The sequence below is a fragment of the Paraburkholderia ginsengiterrae genome (assembly GCF_001645125.1).
GTDB lineage: Bacteria > Pseudomonadota > Gammaproteobacteria > Burkholderiales > Burkholderiaceae > Paraburkholderia > Paraburkholderia ginsengiterrae.
On record NZ_LXKA01000360.1, the window covers coordinates 82888 to 107606 of the forward strand.

Consider the following 24719-nt stretch of genomic DNA (forward strand, 5'->3'; position numbering starts at 1 on the left):
TACAAGTGTTATCCGGTGGCGTGCGTCCGGCGCCGTTCAGATGCATCTGGCAACGGATAGTTGACCGTGTCTGCCCTGGCAAGGTTTGCCTGCAACGGCTCGAGCGGCTCGGTGGCCCATCCCTCGAAGGTGTCTCGCGCCGTCTTTCTGACCCGCTGCGCTCGTGACGCATAGCGAAGGTCGTTGCGCAGCGGGTGCCCCGATTCCTTGATGAACGCGCCACCGCCGTTCGCGGCTTGCACGATGGCGCCGGCGCCGATAGCCGGCCACGGCGCGTGGACAGTGCGCCGTGGCCCGCGCGGGGCCGACCTGTGGCGCATTCAGGGAATAATCGGGCGCTACGCAGAGGGATTTTACGTCCAAGTGCGGCCGGATGTAACGGCGGCGGCGCATAGGGGGTATTCAGCGGCGCGTCGAACCCGGGCGCAGGCGAAGCCACGCGGTACAAGGGGTTTCGCACGGGCCTCGCGCGCGAGGTTGCGGCCGGCGGGCTGGGAGGGAAAGTCCGTCGCGCTTTACAATCGGGTTTTGAACTGAAGAATGCGCACGCGTTCCCACGTGCGCCACCCCACCATGCCGACCATCAGTGAGCTGTTCGTCTATCCGATCAAATCCTGCGCGGGCATCGCGTTGCGCGAAGCACGCCTGTTCGCCACCGGCCTCGAATACGACCGATGCTGGATGGTCACGGATGCGGCCGGCGCCATGCTCACGCAGCGCGCCTATCCACGCATGGCGCTGATCAAGGTCGAGCTCGGCGAGCAGGACCTGGTGATTCGCGCGCCTGGCATGAGCGACTTGCGCACGCCGCTCGACGCCGCGCAACTCGACGCGCCGCGCGCGGTGCAGACCGAGGTTTGGGGCGACGCGGCGTACGGTCTCGACACCGGCGAAGCCAGCGCGGCCTGGTTCTCGAGCTTTCTCGGCGTGCCGGCGCGGCTGTTGCGTTTCAATCCCGAGCGCGAGCGGATTGTCGATCCGGATTACACGGAGCGCGTCGGCGGCGCCACCACCCATTTCGCCGATGGTTTTCCGCTGTTGGTGATCGGCCAGGCGTCGCTCGACGATCTGAACCGGCGGTTGAACAGCAAGGGCGCGCCGTCAATTCCGATCGACCGCTTCCGTCCCAATGTCGTGCTGGAGGGGCTCGACGCCTACGAAGAGGACTATGTGGAGACCCTCAGCGTCGAAGGCGGCGGCGAGGGTGAGGGCGTGCAGCTGCAACTGGTCAAGCTGTGCGCGCGCTGTCCGATGCCCACCATCGACCAGGCAAAGGGGGCGCCCGATCCAGCATGGCCGCACGAACCGACCGACACGATGAGCACCTACCGGGCCAATCCGCAGCGCGGCGGCGCGATCACGTTCGGCAACAACGCGCTCGTTGCGAGCGGAGCCGGGGCGTGGCTGCGCGTGGGGCAAGTGGTGGAAGCGGAGCTGGGGTTCGGGGATTTCCAATGACCGACGCGGCATGACCCGAGCCACACGAACCCGGCGACCGGCAGCGCGCCTGACCATGAAACGAAAGGAGAGACCTCATGCCAAGCGTTGAGCGAACGCGACTGGCTCTGCTGATCGACTCAGTCTGGCGTATGGCGCTTTGGCTCGGATTTCGGCTCGCTCGCGTCTGGTGGCACCTTCGGCGGCCTCACCATGAGGGCGCGCTGGTCGCCATTTACGTCGGGCGGGCGCTGTTGCTGGTGAAGTCATCGTACCGGACTGAGTGGGGTTTGCCTGGCGGCAGCATCCATCCCGGCGAGTCGCCGGACCTGGCGGCGCAGCGCGAATTGGAGGAGGAGATTGGTCTCCCGTCGCACCCATTAAGCCCCGCGGGCAGTGTCAGCGGCATCTGGGACGGGCGGCGGGACCGGGTGCATTTCTTTGAGTTGCACCTCGATCGCCTGCCGGAGCTGCGGCTTGATAACCGCGAGATCATCGCCGCGCGGCTCGCGTCGCCGGAGGAATTGCACAGCATCGCGCTGACTGCGCCGGTCGCTATGTTTCTCGGCAAAGATCTCAGCCGGTAGTTGGCTGTACCTGGCAATCCTTGCGATGGTGGCTGGCTGTTTCCTGATGGTTTCCAGAGCTGCATGGGTCGATCGTGGGAGGCGATGCCTATTGGACTGCTCAGTTCACGCGGCACGCGCGACCGCCTCGCGCGCCGTACGTGCTTCAGCCCGCCTTTCATCCTGCTGGAGCGCCGCAGCATCGTCCCGTGCCCCGTCCACCGCCTCGGCAAACGCCACGCTTTCCCCAACCGCGCCACCTACCAGAATCACCGCTGGACTGCCAAACCCCGCGCGGCTCGCCGCAGCCGCAACCTGGTCCAGACGGCTTAGCAACCGCCGCTCGTTAGCGCCTCCGGCCCATTGCACGACAGCGGCCGGCGTATCACCCGGCAGACACGCAAGCAAAGCACCAGCAATGCTGTCGATGCGCCGCATCCCCATATAAATCGCCAGCGTGGTGCGGGTCGCCGCCAGCGCGGCCCAGTCCGGCTCGCCGTGATCCTCGGTGTGCGCGGTGACGAAGCTCACACCGTGGCAATGGCGTCGGTGCGTGAGCGACATACCGAGTCCGGCGGCGGCGGCGAAACCCGACGAGATGCCATTGACGATCTCCACCGGAATGCCCGCGCCGCGCAAGACCGCGAGTTCTTCACCGGCGCGCCCGAACAGCAGCGCTTCGCCGCCTTTCACCCGCACCACGTGCAGGCCCTTGAGCGCATAGCGCCGCATCAGGCGCTCGATGAACGCCTGCGGCGTCGAGCGGCAGCCGCCGCGTTTGCCGACCCGGATAACACGCGCCTGTGGCGCCAGCGTCACGATCTCGGGATTCGCGAGGTCGTCGAGCAGCACGACGTCGGCGGCCGCGAGCGCGCGGGCGGCTTTGAGCGTGAGCAGGTCGAGCTCGCCTGGGCCTGCGCTCAATAGAGTGACCTTGCCGGTGTTCGTGTTCATCGCGGTGTCCTTACTTTCTCTGTCTGCCGGCGCGGTTGCTGCCTGCTGCGCCGCGCCCAATAAAAAATGGCGTCCGCTCGTGAGAATCACGAGGGGACGCCGTTGTCCGCTTACTGCCTGATGAATGCCTGGCTTCGATGCCGTGCTTTTATGCCGTGCTTCATGCCGTTCCGGCTGCGTTGCCGCAACGGCCTAGCCGAGCTTTATGCAAGTACCACGCCACCCATCGGCTAGACACGCCCGATACCCCGCCGCGCCTCGCAAATAGCCCTGAAAACGCGTACCGGACGCACCGCTCGCGTGCCCGCACTTCGCACGTGCACAGTGCTGCGTCGCACCATCCGTGTGCCTGGCTGCATCAAGACGAGCCTTGGGCAAACTTCATAACAGACTCGCCCGACTGGCCGCAAACCCTTATGCCACGGACGTTGCAAGGAAATAAAAAGCAATTGGCACAGCCTTTGCGTTACACCCAGCCATCGGATCAACGTGGATCCGGCGCGAGTGCAACACAAAGTGCTCGCCGCAATACAGGTCAGGACAACGGCGTCCCCCGAATTCAGTCATCGGCATCGACTGGGTTCGCGGGACGCCGTTTTTATTTCCGGAATCGCGTTCGCCCGATGCCCCAGGGCGGCGCACCAAGCCCAGCACATTGAGGAAACCGCGCTCATGAAAATCATCGTAATCGGTCACGGGATGGTCGGTCACAAACTGGTCGAGTGCCTCGCCCAGGACGCCGCGCATGGCCTCGACATCACGGTGCTGTGCGAAGAGTCGCGGCCGGCCTACGACCGCGTGCATCTGTCCGAGTTCTTCGCGGGCAAGACGGCGGACGACCTGTCGCTCGTCGAGCCGGGTTTCTTCGAGCGCCAGAACGTGCTGCTCAAGCTCAACGCGAAGGCCGTGTCGATCGATCGCGAAGCGCGCACCGTGACGGTGTCGACCGGCGAAACGCTGCCGTACGACAAACTGGTGTTCGCCACCGGCTCCTATCCGTTCGTGCCGCCGGTGCCGGGCCGCGAGCGCGCCGATTGCTTCGTCTACCGAACCATCGACGACCTCGAGGCGATGCAGGAGTGCGGCGCGCGCTCGAAGACCGGCACAGTGGTCGGGGGCGGGCTGCTCGGTCTCGAATGCGCGAAGGCGCTGCGCGATATGGGCCTGGAAACGCATGTGGTCGAATTCGCGCCGCGTCTGATGGCCGTGCAGGTGGACGAGGGCGGGGGCCGCGTCCTGCGCACCAGGATCGAAGAACTCGGCGTGACGGTGCACACGCAGAAGAACACCAGCGCGATCGTCGACGGCGAAGAGGGCACGCACCGCATGCAATTCGCGGACGGCAGCCATCTCGACACCGACATGATCGTGTTTTCCGCGGGGATTCGTCCACGTGACGACCTTGCGCGAGCCTGCGGTCTGACGCTTGGCGCGCGCGGCGGCATTGTGATCGACAACGCCTGCCGCACCAGCGACGAGCACATCTACGCGATCGGCGAGTGCGCGCTGTGGAACGGGCAGCTCTTCGGTCTCGTCGCACCCGGCTATGACATGGCCCGCGCGGTGGCGAAACAGCTGGTGGGCGAGGCCGTCGAGTTCGCCGGCGCCGACATGAGCACCAAGCTCAAGCTGATGGGCGTGGATGTGGCAAGCATCGGCGACGCGCACGGCAACACGCCGGGCAGCCGCGCGTATCAGTTCAGCGACGAACGCAAGCAGCTCTACAAGAAGCTGGTGGTCTCCGAGTGCGGCAAGTATCTGCTGGGCGGCGTGATGGTCGGCGATGCCAGCGAATACGGCACGCTGCTGCAGATGATGCTGAACCGCATCGAGCTGCCGGCATCGCCTGAGTTCCTGATCCTGCCGCAAGCGGACGGCAGCGCGAAGCCCGCGCTCGGCGTGGAGGCTTTGCCCGCCGCCGCGCAGATCTGCTCGTGCAACAACGTCTCCAAGGGCGAGCTGTGCGCCGCGGTAGGCGCAGGCGCGACCGACATCGGCGCGCTCAAGTGCGCGACGAGCGCCGGCACCGCGTGCGGCGGCTGCGTGCCGCTCGTCACGCAGGTGATGAAGGCCGAGATGAAGAAGCAGGGCCTCGCGGTCAACAACCACGTGTGCGAGCACTTCCCGTATTCGCGCCAGGAGCTGTATCACATCGTGCGCGTGGAAGGCGTGCGCAGCTTCGGTGAATTGCTTTCGAAGCACGGTCACGGGCTCGGCTGCGATATCTGCAAACCGGTGGTGGCGAGCATTCTCGCGTCGTGCTGGAACGAGTTCGTGCTGAAGAAAGAGCACGCCTCGCTGCAGGACACGAACGACTACTACCTCGCCAACATCCAGCGCGACGGCACCTATTCGGTGGTGCCGCGCATGGCGGGCGGCGAAGTGACGCCGGACGGGCTGATCGCGGTCGGCCAGATCGCGAAGAAATATGGCCTCTACACCAAGATCACCGGTGGTCAGCGCGTCGACCTGTTCGGCGCGCGCGTCGAACAATTGCCGCGCATCTGGGAAGAGCTGATCGCCGCCGGTTTCGAGTCGGGGCATGCATACGGCAAGTCGCTGCGCACCGTGAAGTCGTGTGTCGGTTCGACGTGGTGCCGCTATGGCGTGGGCGATTCGGTGGGTCTCGCGGTCGAGCTCGAGAACCGCTACAAGGGGCTGCGCACGCCGCACAAGATCAAGTTCGGCGTATCGGGCTGCACCCGCGAGTGCGCGGAAGCGCAGGGCAAGGACGTCGGCATCATCGCCACGGACAAAGGCTGGAACCTCTACGTGTGCGGCAACGGCGGCATGAAGCCGCGCCATGCGGAACTGCTCGCGTCGGACCTCGACAAGGACACGCTGGTGCGCTACATCGACCGCTTCCTGATGTTCTACGTGCGTACCGCCGACCGCCTGCAACGCACCAGCGTCTGGCGCGACAACCTCGAGGGCGGCCTTGACTATCTGATCGACGTGGTGGTCAACGATCACCTCGGCGTAGCCGATGAACTCGAAACGGAAATGCAACACGTGGTCGCCACCTACGAGTGCGAGTGGAAGAAGGCCGTCAACGATCCCGAAACCCGCAAGCGTTTCCGTCACTTCGTGAACAGCGGCGAATCGGATGCCAACGTCACCTTCGTCGAAGAGCGCGGGCAGATCCGGCCGGCCACGGTGGCCGAGCGGCGCTCGAAGCTCGCCACGATTCCGGTCGTAGCCGAAACAGTCTGAATTCAAACGTGTTTTATCACCTTCACTGAGGAGTCCCGCCATGAACAACGATCGCCTGCCTCTGTCCTGGACCGCCATCTGCCCGCTCGACGACATCGTGCCCAACACGGGTGTCTGCGCGCTCGTCAAGGGCGAGCAGGTCGCGGTGTTCCATGTGGACAACGGCGAGCCTGAAGGCATCGTGTACGCGATCGAGAACTTCGATCCGGGCTCGCAGGCCGCGGTGCTTTCGCGCGGGCTGATCGGCAATCTCGGTGAACGCGTCGTGGTCGCCTCGCCGATCTACAAGCATCACTTCGATCTGCGCACCGGCGAGTGCCTCGAAACACCGGGATATTCCGTCAGCGCGTTCGCCGCGCGAGTGGAAAACGGCCAGGTGTGGGTCGAAATCTGACTGACCGCTTTTCCGCCAACCCTTTCCACAGACCTTGCCCGCCATGTCCGCCACTACCGTAAAAACCGTGTGCCCCTACTGCGGCGTTGGCTGCGGAATGGTGCTGCACGTCGAGGACGGCCAGGTCGTGAAAATCGCCGGCGACAAGGAGCATCCGGCCAACTTCGGCCGGCTGTGCACGAAGGGCCAGTCGGCACACGTCGCCTTGCGCAAATCGGGGCGGCTCGAAGACGCGTTCGTGCGTCATGCGCGCGGCCAGGACCCGGCGCCGTTGCCGATGGCCGAGGCGCTCAGCACCACGGCGGCGCGGTTGCGCGGCTTGCTCGACGAACACGGACCGGATGCGTTGTCGTTCTACGTATCCGGACAGATGTCGATCGAGGCGCAGTATCTCGTCAACAAGCTGGCGAAAGGCTTTGTCGGCACCAACAACATCGAATCCAACTCGCGCCTGTGCATGGCGAGCGCGGGCAGCGGCTACAAGCTGTCGCTCGGCGCGGATGGCCCGCCGGGATCGTACGACGACATCGACCACGCCAATCTGTTCTTCGTGATCGGCGCGAATATGGCCGACTGTCACCCGATTCTGTTCCTGCGCATGATGGATCGCGTGAAAGCCGGCGCCAAACTGATCGTCGTCGATCCGCGCCGCAACACCACAGCGGAGAAGGCCGATCTGTTCATGCAGATCAAACCGGGCACCGATCTCGCGTTGCTCAACGGCCTGCTGCATCTGCTGCAAGAAAACGGCCATACGGACGCAGCATTTATCGCTGAAGCCACCGAAGGCTGGGAGGCGATGCCCGCGTTTCTCGCGGACTACACGCCGGACAACGTCGCACGAATCACGGGCCTGTCAGTCGAGTCCATTCGCGATGCCGCGCGGATGATCGGCACCGCGAAGGAATGGATCAGCTGCTGGACCATGGGCCTGAATCAAAGCACGCACGGCACGTGGCATACCAACGCGATCTGCAATCTGCATCTGGCGACGGGCAAGATCTGCCGCCGCGGCAGCGGCCCGTTCTCGCTGACGGGCCAGCCCAACGCGATGGGCGGCCGCGAAATGGGTTACATGGGGTCGGGCTTGCCGGGCCAGCGCTCGGTGCTGGTCGCGGAAGACCGCGCGTTTATCGAGGACCTGTGGGGCATTCCTGACGGCACGCTGACCACCCAGGTCGGCAACGGCACGATCGACATGTTCTCGCGGATGGCTGCGGGCGAGATCAAGGCGTGCTGGATCATCTGCACGAATCCGGTGGCGAGTGTCGCCAATCGCCAGAATGTGATTGACGGTTTGCGCGCGGCGGAACTCGTGATCGCCCAGGACGCGTACCTCGACACCGAGACCAATCGCTACGCCGACGTGCTGCTGCCCGGCGCGCTCTGGGCCGAAGCCGAAGGCGTGATGATCAACTCCGAGCGCAACCTCACGCTGATGCAAAAGGGCATCGAGCCGCCGGGTGCCGCGCTGCCGGACTGGCAGATCATCGCGCGGGTCGCCTGCGAAATGGGTTTCGCCGATGCCTTTACCTACGCGAGCGCCGAGGAGATCTTCGCCGAAATCACGCGTGCTTCGAATCCGAAAACCGGCTACGACCTGCGCGGCGCGAGCCATCGCCGGTTGAAAGAGACACCGCTGCAATGGCCGCTTGCCTCGGACGACTCGGCCGATCGCAATCCGGTTCGCTACCTCAACGACGGCGTGAGCCAGACGCTGAAGGAAGGTCCCGACGGCAGCCGTCCGCGCCTCGTGTTCCCGACCGCGAGCGGCAAGGCCATGTTCTTCGCCCGCGCTTATGTCGCCCCGGCGGAATTGCCCGACCGTGAATTTCCGATCGTGCTGAACACCGGCCGCTTGCAGCATCAATGGCACACCATGACCAAGACCGGCAAGGTCGCGATGCTCAATAAGCTGAACCCCGGCCCGTTCGTCGAGATTCATCCCGAAGACGCCGCCACGCTCGGCATCGAGGCGGCGGACTCTGTCGAGATTCGCTCGCGCCGCGGCCGCGCGGTGCTGCCGGCGGTAGTGACGGACCGCGTGAGCCCCGGCAACTGTTTTGCGCCGATGCACTGGAACGACGTCTTCGGCGACGACCTGTGCGTCAACGCGGTGACGAGCGACGCGATCGATCCGGTTTCGCAGCAGCCCGAACTTAAATTCTGCGCGGTTGCGCTGAGCCCGGTAGTGGTCGAACACATCGAGCCGGCTCCGCGTAGCACCGATGAGACGCTCATCGACGAGGCTGTTGCCGTTGCCGCGAGCGCGCTTCCGGCAAATACCGTATCGGCAAACGCCAAGGATCTGGATATGCCTCGTATCAATGCACTCACCAGTCTGTTGCAATTGCCACCCACGCCCGCGCCGTCATTCACCGACACGGAGCGGGCCTATCTGGCCGGCTTCGTGAGCGGACTGCGTTCGGCAGAAGAGCAGATCATCGACAGCGTGCCGGTTCTGCCGGGCAATGCACCGCTCGAGTCGGCCAGCCGTCTCTATGTGGACGGTCTGCTCGCCGGTCTCTATAGCCGCAGCACGAGCGCCGCGCGCCCCGCATCGGCCGCTACGCTGCCGGCCGCTTCGGAGCATGGTGTGCGCATCGTGCGCGCACGCCCCAAGGTCACGCTGCTGTGGGCCTCGCAAACCGGCAACACCGAATCGCTCACCGACCGCTATGCCACGCGTTTGATGGAATCCGGTTTTGAGATCCGTACGTCGTGCATGGCGGATTACCAGATCTCGACGCTCGTCAAAGCCCAATACGTGCTGATGATGACGAGCACGTTCGGCGACGGCGATCCGCCCGACAATGCACAAAGCCTGTGGACGCAACTGGGCGGCGGCAGCGCGCCGCGTCTGGACGGCGTGCGCTTCGCAGTGCTCGCACTCGGCGACCGCAACTACGACGACTTCTGCGGCCACGGCCGTCGGCTCGACGAGCGGCTCGCCGCACAAGGCGCGTTGCGTCTGATGGACCGCGTCGATTGCGACAGCGAGTATCAGGAGAGCGCGGACGGGTGGCTCGAACGCATCATCGTGCGCATCAAGGAAGAAGATGCGGCGCTGCATGCGGTGCCACCGGACGGCATGATCAACGCGGTCGTGCCGGGCGCGGTGCCGAGCAAGACGCGTCCGGCCGCGTCGCGGCTCGTGAGCAATCTGCGCCTGAACCGGCAGGGTGCGGCCAAGGACACGCGCTATTTTTCGCTGAACACCGGCGACTCGGGCCTTGAATACGAAGCGGGTGATGCGCTCGGCGTGTGGCCGAGCAACTGTCCCGAACTGGTGGACGAGCTGATCGGCTTGAGCGGCTTGAGTGCGAACGCCACGGTGAACGTGGCGGGCGCGGGCGAAATGCGCCTCGCCGACGCACTCGGCAAGCACTACGAAATCGCGCGCCCGAACCCGGACCTGCTGGCGTTCGTCGCCGCCCGCAGCAACAACGCTGCGCTGCGCGATCTGCTTACGCCGGAACGCAAGGTCGACCTCAAGCAGTGGCTGTGGGGCCAGCAGATCGCCGACGTTCTCCACGAATTTCCGGCGAGCCTCACGGCCACGGAATTGACCGGCATGCTCAAGCGTCTGCAACCGCGTTTGTACTCGATCGCCTCGAGTCCGAAAGCGCATCCGGGCGAGGTTCATCTGACGGTTGCCGCCGTGCGCTACAGCAATGGCCGCCGGCATCGCAAAGGCGTGTCGTCGACGTTTCTCGCCGACCGCGCCGGCGACGTCAATGTGCCGGTGTTCGTGCAGAAGTCCGCACACTTTCGTCCTCCTCACAGTTCCGACACGCCGATGATCATGGTCGGTCCCGGCACCGGCGTTGCACCGTTTCGCAGCTTCCTGCACGAACGCCGTGCACGCGGCGACAAGGGGCGCAACTGGCTGTTCTTCGGCGAGCAGCATGCTGCTACCGATTTCTACTACCGCGATGAACTCGAAGCGATGCGCGACAGCGGGGTGCTCTCGCGTCTCGACGTGGCGTTCTCACGCGATCAGACCGAGAAGATCTACGTGCAGGACCGCATGCGCGAGCAGGGCGCTCAAATGTGGTCGTGGCTCGAGCAGGGCGCGCACTTCTACGTGTGCGGCGACGCCAACCGGATGGCGAAGGACGTCGACGCGGCGCTCAAGGAAGTGGTCTCGCTGCACGGCGGCATGAGCGAAGAGAAGGCGAACGAATACGTGAGCCGTCTCGCGCAGGAAAAGCGCTACGCACGCGACGTTTATTGATGGCGGGAGCAGGTGCGTTGAAACGCATCGCACGCGCTTTTGCGAAGGTTCAGAAGTCGGTTTCAAGAGACGCGCCTCAATGGCATGAAGGTTGCGTATCCTGGTCAGTTTTCAACATCGTGATCATTCCGGTGCGTCGCGCGAAGCGCAATCTGCCGGATAGTCGAAAATCAGTTTTTTAAGGATATCTGATGAAAAACGTGATGAGCTCCCTGAAGAGTGGAGACTGGCGCGCGCTGGTGGCGTGTTTCCTCTATTTCGACACCGGCTTCACCGTCTGGGTCCTGTACGGGCCGCTTGCGCCGTTCATCAGCAAGAGCGTGGCGATGACGCCCGCTCAACAAGGTCTGCTGGTTGCCGTGCCTGTTCTCTCTGCGGCGATCCTGCGCGTGACGCTCGGCAATCTGTATCAATCCGCGCACGGCAAACGCATTGCGTTGATGGGGGTGCTGTTGTCCGCGGTGCCGACCATCGTGCTGCCTCTCTTGCCGTCGGTGCCGTCGTACACGGTGCTGCTGGTGCTCGGCGTGTTCCTCGGAGTCGGAGGCGCGAGTTTCGCCGTGGCGCTGCCGATGGCCGGCAGCAACTATCCGCCGAAGGTGCAGGGCCTCGTGCTGGGGCTCGCCGCGGCCGGCAATATCGGCGCGGTACTCGACGGTTTCCTGTTCCCGCAACTGGCCACGCATTATGGCTGGCAGATGGCCGCTGGCGGTGCACTGCCGTTGCTGGCGATCGCGGCGATCACGCTCTACTTCTGGGCCAACGATTCGAGCGTCAAAACGGGCAGCGTGCTGCGTGCCTTCGGCAGCTTCGCGGTGACGCTGGTTGGTCTGATCGTGCTCGTGCTGCTGGTCGAAGCCGGCCTGTTCGGCGCGGGCAAGGCCGGTGTGCTGCTGTTGCCGGTGATCGGCGCGCTGCTCGCCATCGCCGTGCTGCCCCAGCGCTACCGCGCGGTGCTCGCCGAGCGTGACACGTGGGCGATCATGCTGGTCTACAGCATCACGTTCGGCGGGTTTGTCGGCATGTCCTCGTACGTGTCGTTGCTGTTGACCAACCTCTATCAACTCTCGAAGATCGACGCGGGCCTCTTCATGGCCTTGCTCGCCGCGACCGGCGCGATGGTGCGCCCGCTTGGCGGCCTGATCGCTGACAAGGTGTCCGGCGTGCGCGCGCTGACCTTACTGCTCGCGATCATCTCGGTGGGCGATTTCATCTTCGCCGCGGTCATGCCTGGCATGGTGGGCGGCATCGCGCTGCTGCTGTGCCTGTACGTGGCGTTCGGTCTCGGCAATGGCGCGACGTTCCAGCTGGTTCCGCATCGCTGGGCCGGACGCACGGGCCTGATGTCGGGCATCGTCGGCGCTGCGGGTGGCATTGGCGGTTTCTATCTGCCGGTCGTGATGGGCATCGCGAAAGAAAGCACGGGGAGCTATCAGATGGGCTTTGCAACGTTCGGCACGCTGGCCGCGTGTGCGTTCGTCGCCATCGTGGCGTTGCGCCGTCCGTGGATGGCGTGGTCGATGAATACGGGTGTGATGCACGCGCACGCCACGGAGTAACGCGAGACGGCCCGCGTTTCGGCGCGGGCATCGCGCGACGAGACCAATCGACATCGCAAGAAGTGGATATGAGCATCACGATAGAACGGGTTCAGGCGCCGCGCGAAGTGGAAGTCACGAGTGAGGTGCTGAGCTCGTTGATCAATCTGGCGGGGCGGCAGCGGATGCTGTCGCAACGCATCGTATTGAAGGCGATGCTGGCGTTTCAGCAGTTCGACGGCGCACTCGCGACCGCGCGGGAGACCTTGCGGACCTTCGAAGACAGTCACACGATGCTGGTGGAAGGCCGCGACGGTTTGCCCGGGCTGTTTTCGCCCGCGTTGCGCGACGCGTTTCACGGCAGCGGCAAGGTGGCTGCGCGGATTGCGAATTTCATCACGCTGGCGACGGCAGCGCTGGAAGCGATCGGCCAGGCTTCGCCGCGCGCGGAAGCGGCGCTGACCGCGTTGATTCAAGCCGTCGATCCGTTACTGGCACATCTGCACGACGTCACCGCCGTCTATGAACAGGAAAGCCGGCGCATTGCACGTCAGCAAAAGAAGGAGCAGCAGGCGCTGATCGAGCGGATCAAGGCGATCGCGAAGGAGGCCCATATCGTCTCGTTCAATGGTCAGATCGTGGCGAGCCGCGCGCAGGTGACCGGCCGCGAATTCGCCGTCGTGGCGGGGGTGATGACCACGATCACGAAGGAACTGGAGGCGGTGGTGAGCGCTTTTGTGAAGAAAACAGCGGCGAAGGAGGGCTGAGAGGCGCCCATTTCCGGTCTAACATGACTTTTTCGAATGTTCGCCCCGCAAATTATTCGCTTGTAAGTCACCCTATCGAGTAGAAAAATTCGGTCCATGCACCTTTGGCATGACGGACATAGCCAGAGGCCATGCGTTCTTCGCACCACGCATTTCTGGAGACGACCATGCGACTCGATCGGAACTTCGCTAACGGCCGGTTCATCGAACCCGCGGCTGGCGCCGCTGACTGCGAGCTCATCGCCGTCACCAACCCCGCCACCGAGGCCGTGATCGCCCACGTCACGGCCGCCACTGAGGCTGAGGCGATCGCCGCGGTCGACGCCGCCGCCGTCGCGCAAAAAGGCTGGCGCAAGCTGCCCTCGGCCGAACGCGGCGCCTACCTGCACAAACTGGCCGATGCGCTGACCGAACTGGCGCCCGCCATCGGCGCGGCGCTCGCGCTGGAGTCGGGCAAGAGCGTGGCGGACGCCACCAACGAGGCGATTTACGCCGGCCAGATCACCCGTTATCACGCGGAGTGGGCGCGCCGCATCGAAGGCGAAGTGATTCCGAGCGATACGCCAGACGAAAACCTCGTGCTGCATCGCGAGCCGATCGGCGTGGTGGCATGCCTGATCCCGTTCAACTACCCCGTCTACACGTTCATGCGAAAAGTGGCGCCGGCGCTGATCGCCGGCAACACGGTGGTGGTGCGCCCGAGCAACAACACCCCGACGTCCGCATTCGAAATCGCCAAAGCCGTGGAAAAGGCCGGCTTGCCCGCCGGCGTGGTGAACATTCTGGCGATGAACCACGCCACTGCCGAAGCGCTGTGCACGCATCCCAAGGTCGGCATGATCACGCTGACGGGCAGCGTCGGCGCGGGCCGCAAGGTGCTGGACTATTGCAAGGCGAACATCGCCAAACCGTCGCTCGAACTCGGCGGCAAGACGCCCGCGATCATCGAGGCCGACGCCGATCTGGAGAAAGCGGCGCGCGACCTGGTCGCCTCCAAGACCACGCACTGCGGCCAGCTTTGCACGGCAATCGAACGGGTGTACGTGCAGGAAAGCGTGCATGACAGTTTCGTTGCGCTGCTGAAAAAGCACATGAGCGCGGTGGAAACCGGCGATCGCAGCGAACAGCCCGCGCTGATGGGGCCGCTCGTCAACGAAGCGTCGCGCCAGTCGATTCACGCGATGGTGGAACGCGCGGTCGCGGCGGGCGCCACGCTCGAAACGGGCGGCAAGCTGCCTGAGGGCAAGGGTTTCTTCTATCCGGCCACGTTGCTGTCGAACTGCCGCCAGGACATGGAAATCATTCAGGAAGAAACGTTCGGCCCGATCATGCCGGTGGTCAAATACCGCACGCTCGACGAAGCGCTGGAGATGGCCAACGACCATCAATTCGGGTTGTCCTCCGTCCTTTATACGGAGAACTACCGGAACACGATGAAGATTGCCAACGGCATTGAAGCAGGCGAGCTGTACGTGAACCGCACGCCGGCCGATCCGTATCAGGGCTTCCATGCCGGCTGGAAACGTTCGGGCCTCGGTGGCGACGACGGCAAGCACGGCATGCTCGAGTTTACCCAGACCCGTCTCGTGGTCATGAAGTACTGAATCTGAAGCGGCGCGCGCCGCACGAATTCGCACGAGCGCGCGCCGTTTTCGCCATCGTCAACCCGCGGCGAATCCGCTGCCAATCCATAACAACACATATTGGAGACTCACTGGCCCGACGCGCGGGCGCTGTGTCTCCAAGGAGCGCTCACGTGTCATCCCCGTCAGTTCGAAGCAACGCCTCGCCTGCATTAAACGAGGCGCAGGCCGTCCAGCAGAACAGCAACGCGCAACGCTATATCCAGCTCATGCTGCTGGTGATCGCGGCCGGCGCGATCTACCCGATCCTGTATCTCCGGCAGGTCTATCAGCCGACCATGCTCGAGGTGTTCCACATCACCGACAGTCAGCTCGGCTATCTGTACTCGTCGCTGGGCACGATCTTCCTGCTGAGTTATCTGCCAAGCGGCTGGCTCGCCGACCGGATCGCGCCGCGTTTGCTGATCTGCTTTTCGCTGATCGCGACCGGCGTGCTCGGGCTGTGGTATTCGACCGCGCCGGCATTCCCGATGCTGATGCTGATCTTCGGCGGCTGGGGTTTGTCGACCGGCCTGACGTTCTGGGCCGCTGTCATCAAGCGCGTGACGATGATTGCCGGCGCGAACGAGCAGGGCCGTTTCTTCGGCTTGCTGGACGGCGGGCGTGGCCTGATCGAAGCCATGCTCGCGACTATCGCGATCACGCTGTTCGCCTGGGTCACGCAGACGAAAGGCGAGCCGGTTGCGGCCGGTTTCAAGCTTGTGGTCTACCTGTACGCGTTTCTGTGCATTGCGCTGGGCGTGGTGCTCGGTCTCGTCAAAGGGCCGCAGACTGCCGAAGACGCTGACTCCGGCCGCGCGGCTCGCCCGCACAGCAACGTGCTGGTCGACCTGAAAACCCTCGCGAAGATTCCCGAACTGTGGCTCGTGGCCGCGATCGTGTTCTGCGGCTATCAGGTGTTCTGGGCCACCTATAGTTTCTCCGCCTATCTGCATGAAGGCGGGATCGGCCTGTCGGTCGTGATGGCCGGCACGATCACCACGCTCAAGCTGTGGATGCGGCCAATCGGCGGCATTGGCGGCGGCTTTCTCGGCGACCGTTATTCAAAGGTGTCGGTGCTCGTGATCGCGCTCTTTCTTGCCGCGCTGTCGCTCGTGGGCCTGATGGCGGCGCCGGGTATTGCGAGCCACGTGCTGCTGGTGTTCCTCGTGCTGTTCATCGGCATTCTGACGTACGCGATTCGCGGCCTGTACTGGTCGCTGCTGGACCGCTGCAACATTCCGGCCGCCACTATGGGTCTGGCAATCGGCCTGATCTCCGTGGTCGGCTATTCGCCGGACGTGTTCCTGCCGCTCATCAATGGCTACTTGACGCAGAACTTCCCGGGCGTCTTTGGCTATCAACTGTATTTCGGCTATGTGGCCGCCATGGCGGCGCTCGGCGGGTTCGCCGGGCTCGCGCTGAGAAACATGCTCAACCAGAAAGAGGGTGCGTAAATGAAAGTCGTCTCGCTCGAAACGCATATCGTCGCCGTTCCGCCGCCGCACGTGGGCGGCATGTACTGGATCTTCGTCAAGCTCAAGACCGCTTGCGGTATCGAGGGCGTCGGCGAAATCTATTCGGCGACGTTTCATCCGAAAGCGATGACCCACATCATCGACGACGTGTTCAGCCGCTATCTGCTCGACAAGGACCCGCACCATGTCGAACGGCTCTGGCGCGAAGCGTATTCGAGCGGCTTCACACAACGCCCCGATCTGACCATGATGGGCGTGGTCAGCGGCCTGGAAATGGCGTGCTGGGACATCATCGGCAAGGCGGCGAACAAGCCAGTGTACGAGCTGCTCGGCGGCATGGTGAATCAGCGCCTGCGTTCGTACACCTATCTGTACCCGAAGAACAGCCGCGGCGAATATGACTACGACGATCCCGATCTGGCCGCCGAATGCGCCGCGCAGAACGTGAAGCTCGGCTTTACCGCGGTGAAGTTCGATCCGGCGGGCCCGTACACGGCTTATTCGGGTCACCAGCTGTCGCTGGAAGTGCTCGACCGTTGCGAGACTTTCTGCCGCCGCGTGCGCGAAGCGGTGGGCAGCAAAGCCGATCTGCTGTTCGGCACGCACGGGCAGATGGTGCCGTCGTCGGCGATCCGCCTCGCGAAGCGCCTGGAAAAATACGATCCGCTGTGGTTCGAGGAACCGGTGCCCCCGGGGCAGGAAGGCGCGATGGCGCAAGTCGCGCAGCACACCAGCATTCCGATCGCCGCGGGTGAGCGCCTGACCACCAAGTACGAATTCTTCAAGCTGCTGGAGGCGGGCGCCGCGTCGATCCTGCAACTGAACGTGGCGCGCGTGGGCGGCCTGCTCGAAGCCAAGAAGGTCGCCACATTGGCCGAGGTGTACTACGCGCAGATCGCGCCGCACCTGTACAACGGGCCGATCGGCGCGGCGGCCAGCATTCAGCTTGCCACCTGCACGCCGAACTTCCTGATTCAGGAAAGCATCGGCACGTGGGACGGTTTCCACGCGGAAGTGCTGAAGAAGCCGATTCAATGGGAAGACGGCTACATCATTCCGTCGCAGGAACCCGGCCTCGGCGTCGAACTGAACATGGACGTGGTCAGGGCGCACACGCCTTACACCGGCGAGCGTCTGCATCTGCAGATGGCGCCGCAACCCGCCGACGTGAAAGACCTCGCACCGGCCAAGGGCTGAGCGCGGTCAGCAGCATACCTAATCAATGGATTGAGCGCCGACTGGCGACATAGAGCATGAACTACGATTACATCATCGTCGGCGCGGGTTCCGCGGGCTGCATTCTCGCCAATCGTCTGTCGGCGTCGGGCCAATATTCGGTGCTGCTGCTGGAGGCGGGCGGTAAGGACAGCTCGTTCTGGTTCAAGATTCCGGTGGGTTTCACCAAGACGTACTACAACGAAACCTATAACTGGATGTACTACAGCGAGCCCGAGAAGGAACTCGACAACCGGCCGATCTATTGTCCGCGCGGCAAGGTGCAGGGCGGCTCGGGCTCGATCAACGCGATGATTTATGTGCGCGGCCAGCCGCACGATTTCGACGACTGGGCCGCCGCCGGCAATGCGGGCTGGGCGTTTCGCGACGTGCTGCCGTACTTCCGCAAGCTCGAATCGCATCCGCTCGGCAACACCGAGTATCACGGCGCCGACGGCCCGATCCGCATCTCGCCGATGAAAGACGCGGTGCACCCGATCTGCCATGTGTTCCTGCGAGGCTGCGAGCAGGCCGGCTACCAGCGCAGCGACGACTTCAACGGCGCGCGATTCGAAGGCGCCGGCATCTATGACGTGAACACGCGCAACGGGCAGCGCTCGTCGAGCAGTTTCGAGTATCTGCACCCGGTGCTGTCGCGCAAGAATCTGACCGTCGAACGCGACGTGCTGGCAAGCCGCGTGCTCTTCGACGGCAACCAGCGCGCGATCGGCGTGAGCGTCGTGCAGAACGGCACCACGCGCCGCTTCATGGCGAACCGCGAGGTGATTCTGTCGGCCGGCGCGGTCGATTCGCCGAAGCTGCTGCAGCTCTCGGGCGTGGGCGCCGGCGCCTTGCTCGCGCGGCATCGTATTCCGGTGGTCAAGGAACTGCCCGCGGTGGGGCAGAACCTGCAGGACCATCTGTGCGTGAGCTTCTACTATCGTGCGAACGTGAAGACGCTGAACGACGAGATGCGGCCTTTGCTCGGCAAGCTCAAGCTCGGCCTGCAATATCTGCTGACGCGCAAGGGTCCGCTCGCGATGAGCGTGAACCAGTCGGGCGGCTTCTTCAAGGGCCGCGAGAGCGAAGCGCAGCCGAACCTGCAGCTCTACTTCAACCCGCTGTCGTACCGGATTCCGAAGAGCAGCAAGGCGAGTCTCGAACCTGAGCCGTATTCGGGCTTCTTGCTGGCCTTCAATCCGTGCCGGCCAACCAGCCGCGGCTCGATCGAGATCGCGTCGAATCGCGCCGAGGACGCCGCGAAGATTCGCATCAACGCGCTGACCACGGAGAAGGATATCGACGAGGCGATCCAGGGCTGCGAACTGGTGCGCAAGGTGATGGCATCGCCCGCGTTGCAGTCGATCACCGTCGAAGAGATCTCGCCCGGACCGCAAGTGAACACGCGGGAAGCGTTCCTGCAATATTTCCGCGAGCAGTCGGGGTCGATCTATCACCTGTGCGGCTCGTGCGCGATGGGCGACGATCCGGCCACGTCGGTGGTGGACGCACGCCTGAAAGTGCACGGCATTGCCAGCTTGCGCGTGGTCGACGCGTCGATCTTTCCGAACATCACGTCGGGCAATATCAATGCGCCGACCATGATGGTGGCGGAGAAGGGTGCGGAAATGATCCTCCAGGACGCCGCGCGCGAAGCCGCCTCCGAAGCCCACTCCGCGGAGCCGCTTGCCGCAGCGTAACGGCAACGGCTGGCGGTTCGCCTTCCGTTCTGCAAAGAGAAACGCGCCGGATTGACCGGCGCGTTTTTTTATTCCGCTTCGCTTAACGGCGCCGATTCCGACGAATCCAGCGCCCGTCCGCTCAGCCAGATTTCCTGCTGCAGCCAGTCGCGGAACTGCGCGACGTGCGGCGGCTCCTCCTGCTCCGCACGCGTGACGAACCAGTACGACTGATGCCCGTCCAGGTGCACGTTGAGCACCTGGACGAGTTGGCCTTCCGCGAGTTCGCGCGCGATCATGTGACGGTCGGCGATCGTCACGCCAAGCCCGTCGATCGCCGCGCGAATCGCGTGATCGAGCAGGTCGAATTCATAACCGCCGCGCGTGTCGACGTTGTCGATTCCCGCCGCCTTCAGCCAGTGCTGCCAGGTGAGGTAGCGCTGATCCGCGCTCGCCAGCACATGCAGCAGCGTGAACTGGTTCAGGTCGATCTGCGGGCGGCCGGCTTCCCGCGCCAGCAAGGCGGGCGAGCAGACGGCGATATGCCGCTCGCTCATCAGCAGACGGTTGTCGACACCTTCCCACTCGCCGTTGCCGAAGCGGATCGCGCAGTCGAGCACGCCGGATTCCGCGAGATTGTCGTCGACGCGGGTCGACAGGCTCAGCTCCAGATGCGGATGCGCGTCACGCAGGCGCCCGAGGCGCGGCATCAGCCAGCGGCTCGTAAAGGTGGGCGGTGCGTTGATGCGCAGGCGGTTACGGTGGGTTTTCTCCTGCAGGGCGCGGACCGTCAGCTCGATACGGTCGAACGACTGCTGCAGCGCTTGCAGCAGAACGCGGCCCGCGGCCGAGAGTTCAAGGTGGTGATGATGGCGCTGCAGGAGCGTTTCGCCCAGTTGCCCCTCGAGTTGCCGGACTTGCCGGCTAACCGCGCTTTGCGTGACGTTGAGCAGCTCCGCGGCGCGGGTGAAGCTGCCCGTGCGGCCGGCGACTTCGAAGGCTTTTAGCGCGTTCAGCGCGGGCATTTTGCGTTTCAAGATGGTCTACCGGAACGTGAGGCGCGCTGGCGCGAGGTCCCGGTATTCTATCTACTTGGCCCGCCGCAGAACGGCGCGATCATGGGTTGATGGTTTTGGCCGCGTTGAGGCTGACGAGCGGGCAATGGCGCTGCGCCCGCGAGACTTCAATCCGCCAGCCGCTTGTCCGCCAGAGCGCTCTGGCAATCCGCGATCACCTGCCGGACGAGGCGGGCTTGAGGATCGAGTTCGTCGGTGTCGAGAATCTCTTCGACCGCATCTCTCGCCCAGTCCGCTTCGACAAAGCGCGCGTGCCGCCGGGCGATTTCCACCGCCATGGCCGACAACTTCGCGATACTGAGCCAGTCGGCCTCGCGCGATCGCCGGTCGAGCCATTTATGCGCGGACTGCACGTGAAACGCCGCGTCGGGCCAGTCTTCGTTCAGATAATAAGCGCCGAGACTGCCGCAGGTGAGCCAGCACAACAGCTCCACACGGTCACGTGGACTCAGAGAATGGCGTACATCACTCATGGCGACGCTCGCTGCTGAAATAGGCATTCCGGTGAGGACGCCCAACTGCCGTCCTCCGCTTTAATTGAACAATATCACGCACAATTCAAGCCCGGCAATGCCTGAACTACCCTGGCGCGCCAGCCGCCGCAGCCGGCTCCTCGCGCCCGCGAGCAAGTTCGCGCCGCTAGCGGGTGGCCACGATGAAAAGCCGGGGGAACGGCAGCAGCACCGTGCCGTCGGCGAGCGCCGGATAGGCCTGCGCGATCGCGTCCCGGTAACGTTGCAGAAACGCGGCCTGCTCGCCGCCGGCTTCGTCCAGTTCGGCCAGAAACGGCCTCAGCGCGCTGCCCTTGAACCATTCGACCACCGCATCCGCGCCACCCGCGAGCGGGTGATGGTAGACGGTGCGCCACACGTCGACCCGCGCGCAGAGCGGCTTGAGCAACGCGTAGTACCAGCCGGCGTCGTGGCGCAGCGTGCGCTCCACGCCCTTGAGCCGCTGCGCCCACGGGCCGTCCGCCGAGATTTCGCGCAGCAGGCGGTGTGCGGGTTCGTCCAGGTTGTCCGGCATCTGCACGGCGAGGCTGCCGCCCGGCGCGAGCTTTTCCACGAGCGAGGGAAACAGCCGTTCGTGGTCTGGCACCCATTGCAGCACCGCATTGGCGAGAATGACGTCGTACGGTCCCGGCGCGTCCCACGTCGTCAGGTCGGACACGTCGAACTGGAATTGCGGCAGGCGCCGGCGGGCCGCGTCGATCATGTCGTGCGAGCTGTCCAGACCGCTCACCACGGCGCCCGGCAGGTGCGCCGCGAGCGTTTCGGTCGAATTGCCGGGGCCGCAGCCGAGGTCCACCGCGACGCGTGCGTCCGTCGCCGGCACGGCGGCCAGCAGATCCCTGACCGGACGGGTGCGCTCGTTCTCAAACAACACGTACTGCTTCGCGTGCCAATCCTTGTTCGACGTCATCTCGTACTCCCTGGTTTGTGATGGCCGGACCGGCCGCCGGCCGCCTGGCGTGCGCGGTCTGCCTGGTCTGCCTGGTCTGCGTGGCGTTGCGAACCGATCCGATCCATGCATTCTCAGCGTCGCCCGGGGCGGAGTAAAATGAATTTATTCTTCCGATTCCTTCATTTTTCTAATGAAAATCGACACGCTCGGCGTTCAGGCGTTTGTTGCGATTGCGGATCGCGGCAGCTTCCAGGGCGCGGCCGATTCGCTGCACGTCACGCAAACCGCCATCACGCAGCGCCTGCGCAAGCTCGAAACGTTTCTCGGCGTCACGCTGATCGAGCGGACCACGCGCTCCATGGCGCTGACCGAAATCGGCCGCAGTTTCCTGCCGCAGGCGCGCCGCCTGCTCGGCGAACTCGCCGATGCGCTGGTGGAAATTCGCGAGACCGGCGAGGCGCGCCGCGGCGACGTGTCGATCGCCTGCGTGCCGACCGTGGGCGTGCAATATTTGCCGCGCATCCTGCAGGCGTATTCCGCACGCTACCCGCATAACCGCGTGAAGATTCTCGATCACGCGTCGTCGGCGGTGGAGGAGGCCGTGTTGCGCCGGGAGGTGGAATTCGGCATCAACATTGCGCGCGACCGTCATCCGGATCTGGCCAGTGTGCCGCTCACGGAAGACCGTTACGTGCTGATCTGCCACGAAGATCATCCACTGGCGAAGCGGCGGCGTATTGCGTGGCGGCAACTGCAACCCTATCCGCTGATTTTTGCCGGCGAGGTGAGCGGCAACCGCGCGTTGCTCGACGTCGCGCTCGAACGCAGCGAACTGGCCTTGCGCTCCTTCTACGAAGTTCAGCGCAGCTCCACGGCGGTGGGCCTCGTCGCGCAAGGTGTGGGGGCGGCGGTGGTGCCGGCGCTCGCGCTGCAGAAAGGCGCGTATCCGGCCGTGCGCATCGTCGAACTCACGCAGCCGGTCGTGTCGCGCACACTGGTGCTCGTGACGCGCAAGGCCGCGCAGTTGTCGCCGGCGGCGCAGGCGCTGTACGACATGATCCTCGAACAGGCGACCCTGAAGGCGTGAAGGCCGCGCGCTACAGGCACTGCGAGCGCAAACTCGTCGCCGCGTGGCTCAGATCGCGCTCGATGGCCCGTCGCACGCCGGCCGCATCGCGCGCTTTCGCGGCGCTCAGCAGATCGTCGTGCGCGTCGTTGAGCGTGCCGGCGAACTGGGCCTCGCCGAACAGCAGATTCGAAATCGGGCCGACCTGGAGCCACACGGTTTCGATCAGTTCCAGCAGCAAGGGCGAGCCGGCCGCGCGGTAGAGAATCAGATGGAACGCCTCGTTGGCGTCGAGATAGCCCTTGGCGTCGGCGTCTTGCAGCGCTTGCGCCATTTGCGCATTCAGCCGTTCGAGTGTCTCCAGGTCGTGCGGGGTGAGATTCGGCACGCCCAGCTCGGCGGCCTGGCCTTCGAGAATCAGGCGCACGCGCAGCACGTCGTCGAACTGTTCCTTCGACAGATGCGGCACCGTCACCCCGCAATTGGGCACGTTGACGAGCGCCGACTCAGCGGCGAGGCGCTGCAACGCGGAGCGCACCGGCATTTCGCCCACGCCGAGTTCGGCCGCGACGTGGCGGATCTTGATGCGCTCGCCCGGCACGAAGCGGCCGATCGTCAGCCATTGCCGCAGCGTGTCGTAGGTCTGATCCTGCAGCGTGTGATGGCGCGAAGTTTTCATGCCCGCGCCACCTCAGATCAGTTCGCCAAGACAGGCGTCGAAGGCGGCGACCAGCTTGTCGACGTCCTCCACCGACGTGTCGGGGCACACCAGGATCATGTTGTGAAACGGCGTGATCAGCACGCCGCGGTTCAGCAGATACAGATGCACGACGTGCTCCAGTTCCGCGTCGAGCTGGCGTCCTGCTTCGGTGCCGTTGCGCGGCGGTGTCGGCATGAACTGGAACTCGGTGCGGGCGCCGACGCGCGTCACGCACCACGCGAGGCCGTGCCGCGCGATCGCCTCTTTGAGGCCGCTTTCGATGCGCGCGGCGAGCGCGAACATGTGCTCGTAGGCGGCGTCGGTCATGACCTCGGCGAGCGTGGCGCGGATCGCGCTCGTCGCCAGCAGGTTCGCGGTGAGCGTGGTGCCGATGCCCGAGTGGCCCGGCGGCGCGTCGCGCTTGGCCTGTTGCGCGCGGGCGGCGAGTTCGGCGCTGAAGCCGTACACCGCGCACGGAAAGCCGCCGCCGACCGGTTTGCCGAGCACGAACAAGTCGGGTTCGAGTCCGTGCGCCCGCGTATAGCCGCCGGGACCGCAGCTGATCGTGTGCGTTTCGTCGATGGCGAGCAGCGTGCCGTAGCGGCGCATCAGCGCTTGTGCTTGCCGCCAGTAGTCCGGCTCGGGCAGCACCATGCCGATGTTGGTCATCGCGGGCTCGGCGAGCACGCAGGCCACGTCGCCGTCTTTCAGCGCGTTCTCGAGCGCGGCGAGGTCGTTGAATTCGATCACGCGCGTGCTGCCGAGGAGGTCGTGCACCTGGCCGATCAAACTGTCGCGCTGCTGCGGCTGGCCGTCGACCAGATCGACGAACACGTCGTCCACGGTGCCGTGATAGCAGCCGTTGAAAATGACGATCTGTTTGCGCCCGGTCGCCGCGCGCGCCCAGCGCAACGCGAAACGGTTCGCGTCGCTCGCGGTCATCGCGAATTGCCAGTAGGGCAGGCCGAAACGGCGCGCGAGTTCTTCGCCGAGCCACGCCGCGTCTTCATTCGGCAGCATCGCCGTCAGGCCGCGTTCGGCCTGAGCGGCGAGCGCGCGCGCCACCGGCGCCGGCGAGTGGCCGAACATCGCGCCGGTGTCGCCAAGACAGAAGTCCGCATAGCGGTGGCCGTCGACGTCGGTAAAGGACGCGCCGCGCGCCGCCTCGACATACAGCGAGAAGGGCGTCGACCAGTCGTTCATCCAGTGCAGCGGCACGCCGAACAGCAGATGGCGCGCCGCGCGTTCGGACAGCGCGCGCGACTTCGGCATGGCTTCGACAAACGCGCGGCGTTCGCGCTCGACCAGCGCCTGCGCGCGCGCCCAGTTGATGCCGTGACGGGTATTCAATTCCACGCTCTCCAATGAAGTTG

At 64.7% G+C, this 24719-nt stretch carries 20 protein-coding genes; 12 read left to right on the plus strand and 8 right to left on the minus strand.

All coding sequences use genetic code 11. The features are described from left to right. Positions 1–8: 8 nt before the first annotated feature. Positions 9–242 (minus strand): hypothetical protein, encoded by a 234-nt coding sequence (locus A6V37_RS32965; protein ID WP_131799872.1) that lies wholly within the window; start codon positions 240–242, stop codon positions 9–11. A gap of 331 nt (positions 243–573) precedes the next feature. Between A6V37_RS32965 and A6V37_RS32970 the strand changes: the two genes are divergently transcribed. Continuing rightward, positions 574–1458: an MOSC domain-containing protein gene (locus A6V37_RS32970; protein WP_064268084.1), complete on the plus strand. Its 885-nt coding sequence runs from the start codon at positions 574–576 to the stop codon at positions 1456–1458. A gap of 77 nt (positions 1459–1535) precedes the next feature. Then, positions 1536–2024 carry an NUDIX domain-containing protein gene (locus A6V37_RS32975; protein WP_064268032.1) on the plus strand — a complete coding sequence of 163 codons (489 nt, stop codon included), beginning with the start codon at positions 1536–1538 and terminating at the stop codon, positions 2022–2024. 105 nt (positions 2025–2129) lie between these two features. Here the strand turns inward: A6V37_RS32975 and cobA are convergent, their stop codons facing one another. Further along, on the minus strand, positions 2130–2957 hold the full coding sequence (cobA, locus tag A6V37_RS32980; RefSeq protein WP_064268033.1) for a uroporphyrinogen-III C-methyltransferase: 828 nt from the start codon (positions 2955–2957) through the stop codon (positions 2130–2132). A 414-nt stretch (positions 2958–3371) separates the two neighbouring features. Further along, a complete protein-coding gene (locus A6V37_RS41040; RefSeq protein WP_131799873.1) occupies positions 3372–3653 on the minus strand; it encodes a hypothetical protein in 282 nt (93 codons plus the stop codon). Here A6V37_RS41040 and nirB point away from each other — a divergent pair. The 9 genes from nirB (at position 3630) to A6V37_RS33025 (ending at position 19121) form a co-directional block, all read left to right on the plus strand. Next, the gene (gene nirB / locus A6V37_RS32985) at positions 3630–6170 is read left to right on the plus strand and encodes a nitrite reductase large subunit NirB (RefSeq protein ID WP_064268034.1); all 2541 of its coding nucleotides are present in this window, start codon (positions 3630–3632) and stop codon (positions 6168–6170) included. The genes A6V37_RS41040 and nirB overlap by 24 nt on opposite strands. A 40-nt stretch (positions 6171–6210) precedes the next feature. Further along, positions 6211–6564, plus strand: a complete 354-nt coding sequence (gene nirD, locus A6V37_RS32990; protein WP_064268035.1) for a nitrite reductase small subunit NirD — start codon at positions 6211–6213, stop codon at positions 6562–6564. Positions 6565–6607: 43 nt separating this feature from the next. Then, positions 6608–10801: a bifunctional nitrate reductase/sulfite reductase flavoprotein subunit alpha gene (locus A6V37_RS32995; protein WP_064286765.1), complete on the plus strand. Its 4194-nt coding sequence runs from the start codon at positions 6608–6610 to the stop codon at positions 10799–10801. Between the two features lie 191 nt (positions 10802–10992). Then, positions 10993–12360: an MFS transporter gene (locus A6V37_RS33000; RefSeq protein ID WP_064286766.1), complete on the plus strand. Its 1368-nt coding sequence runs from the start codon at positions 10993–10995 to the stop codon at positions 12358–12360. A gap of 68 nt (positions 12361–12428) precedes the next feature. After that, on the plus strand, positions 12429–13106 hold the full coding sequence (locus tag A6V37_RS33005) for a type IV pili methyl-accepting chemotaxis transducer N-terminal domain-containing protein (protein ID WP_064268038.1): 678 nt from the start codon (positions 12429–12431) through the stop codon (positions 13104–13106). A gap of 167 nt (positions 13107–13273) precedes the next feature. After that, on the plus strand, positions 13274–14710 hold the full coding sequence (aldA, locus tag A6V37_RS33010) for an aldehyde dehydrogenase (RefSeq protein WP_064286767.1): 1437 nt from the start codon (positions 13274–13276) through the stop codon (positions 14708–14710). Positions 14711–14862: 152 nt separating this feature from the next. Then, complete coding sequence (locus tag A6V37_RS33015) at positions 14863–16185, plus strand: MFS transporter (RefSeq protein WP_064286768.1); 1323 nt, start codon at positions 14863–14865, stop codon at positions 16183–16185. Further along, the gene (locus A6V37_RS33020) at positions 16186–17403 is read left to right on the plus strand and encodes a mandelate racemase/muconate lactonizing enzyme family protein (protein WP_064268041.1); all 1218 of its coding nucleotides are present in this window, start codon (positions 16186–16188) and stop codon (positions 17401–17403) included. 56 nt (positions 17404–17459) lie between these two features. After that, the gene (locus A6V37_RS33025) at positions 17460–19121 is read left to right on the plus strand and encodes a GMC family oxidoreductase (RefSeq protein WP_064268042.1); all 1662 of its coding nucleotides are present in this window, start codon (positions 17460–17462) and stop codon (positions 19119–19121) included. Positions 19122–19189: 68 nt separating this feature from the next. On the opposite strand, the gene A6V37_RS33030 is transcribed toward A6V37_RS33025, so the two are convergent. The 3 genes from A6V37_RS33030 to tam all read right to left on the minus strand — a co-directional run bounded on the left by A6V37_RS33030 (position 19190) and on the right by tam (position 21598). After that, positions 19190–20125 (minus strand): LysR substrate-binding domain-containing protein, encoded by a 936-nt coding sequence (locus tag A6V37_RS33030; protein ID WP_064268043.1) that lies wholly within the window; start codon positions 20123–20125, stop codon positions 19190–19192. Between the two features lie 158 nt (positions 20126–20283). Next, positions 20284–20649, minus strand: a complete 366-nt coding sequence (locus A6V37_RS33035; RefSeq protein ID WP_064268044.1) for a hypothetical protein — start codon at positions 20647–20649, stop codon at positions 20284–20286. 166 nt (positions 20650–20815) lie between these two features. After that, positions 20816–21598 carry a trans-aconitate 2-methyltransferase gene (tam, locus tag A6V37_RS33040; protein ID WP_064268045.1) on the minus strand — a complete coding sequence of 261 codons (783 nt, stop codon included), beginning with the start codon at positions 21596–21598 and terminating at the stop codon, positions 20816–20818. Positions 21599–21770: 172 nt separating this feature from the next. Between tam and A6V37_RS33045 the strand changes: the two genes are divergently transcribed. Then, positions 21771–22667 carry a LysR family transcriptional regulator gene (locus A6V37_RS33045; RefSeq protein ID WP_064268046.1) on the plus strand — a complete coding sequence of 299 codons (897 nt, stop codon included), beginning with the start codon at positions 21771–21773 and terminating at the stop codon, positions 22665–22667. Positions 22668–22677: 10 nt separating this feature from the next. On the opposite strand, the gene A6V37_RS33050 is transcribed toward A6V37_RS33045, so the two are convergent. Together A6V37_RS33050 and A6V37_RS33055 are read right to left on the minus strand one after the other, a co-directional pair. Further along, positions 22678–23325, minus strand: coding sequence for a GntR family transcriptional regulator (locus A6V37_RS33050; protein WP_064268047.1), 648 nt, complete (start codon positions 23323–23325; stop codon positions 22678–22680). A 12-nt stretch (positions 23326–23337) separates the two neighbouring features. Next, positions 23338–24696 carry an aspartate aminotransferase family protein gene (locus A6V37_RS33055; protein ID WP_157447921.1) on the minus strand — a complete coding sequence of 453 codons (1359 nt, stop codon included), beginning with the start codon at positions 24694–24696 and terminating at the stop codon, positions 23338–23340. Positions 24697–24719 lie beyond the last annotated feature (23 nt).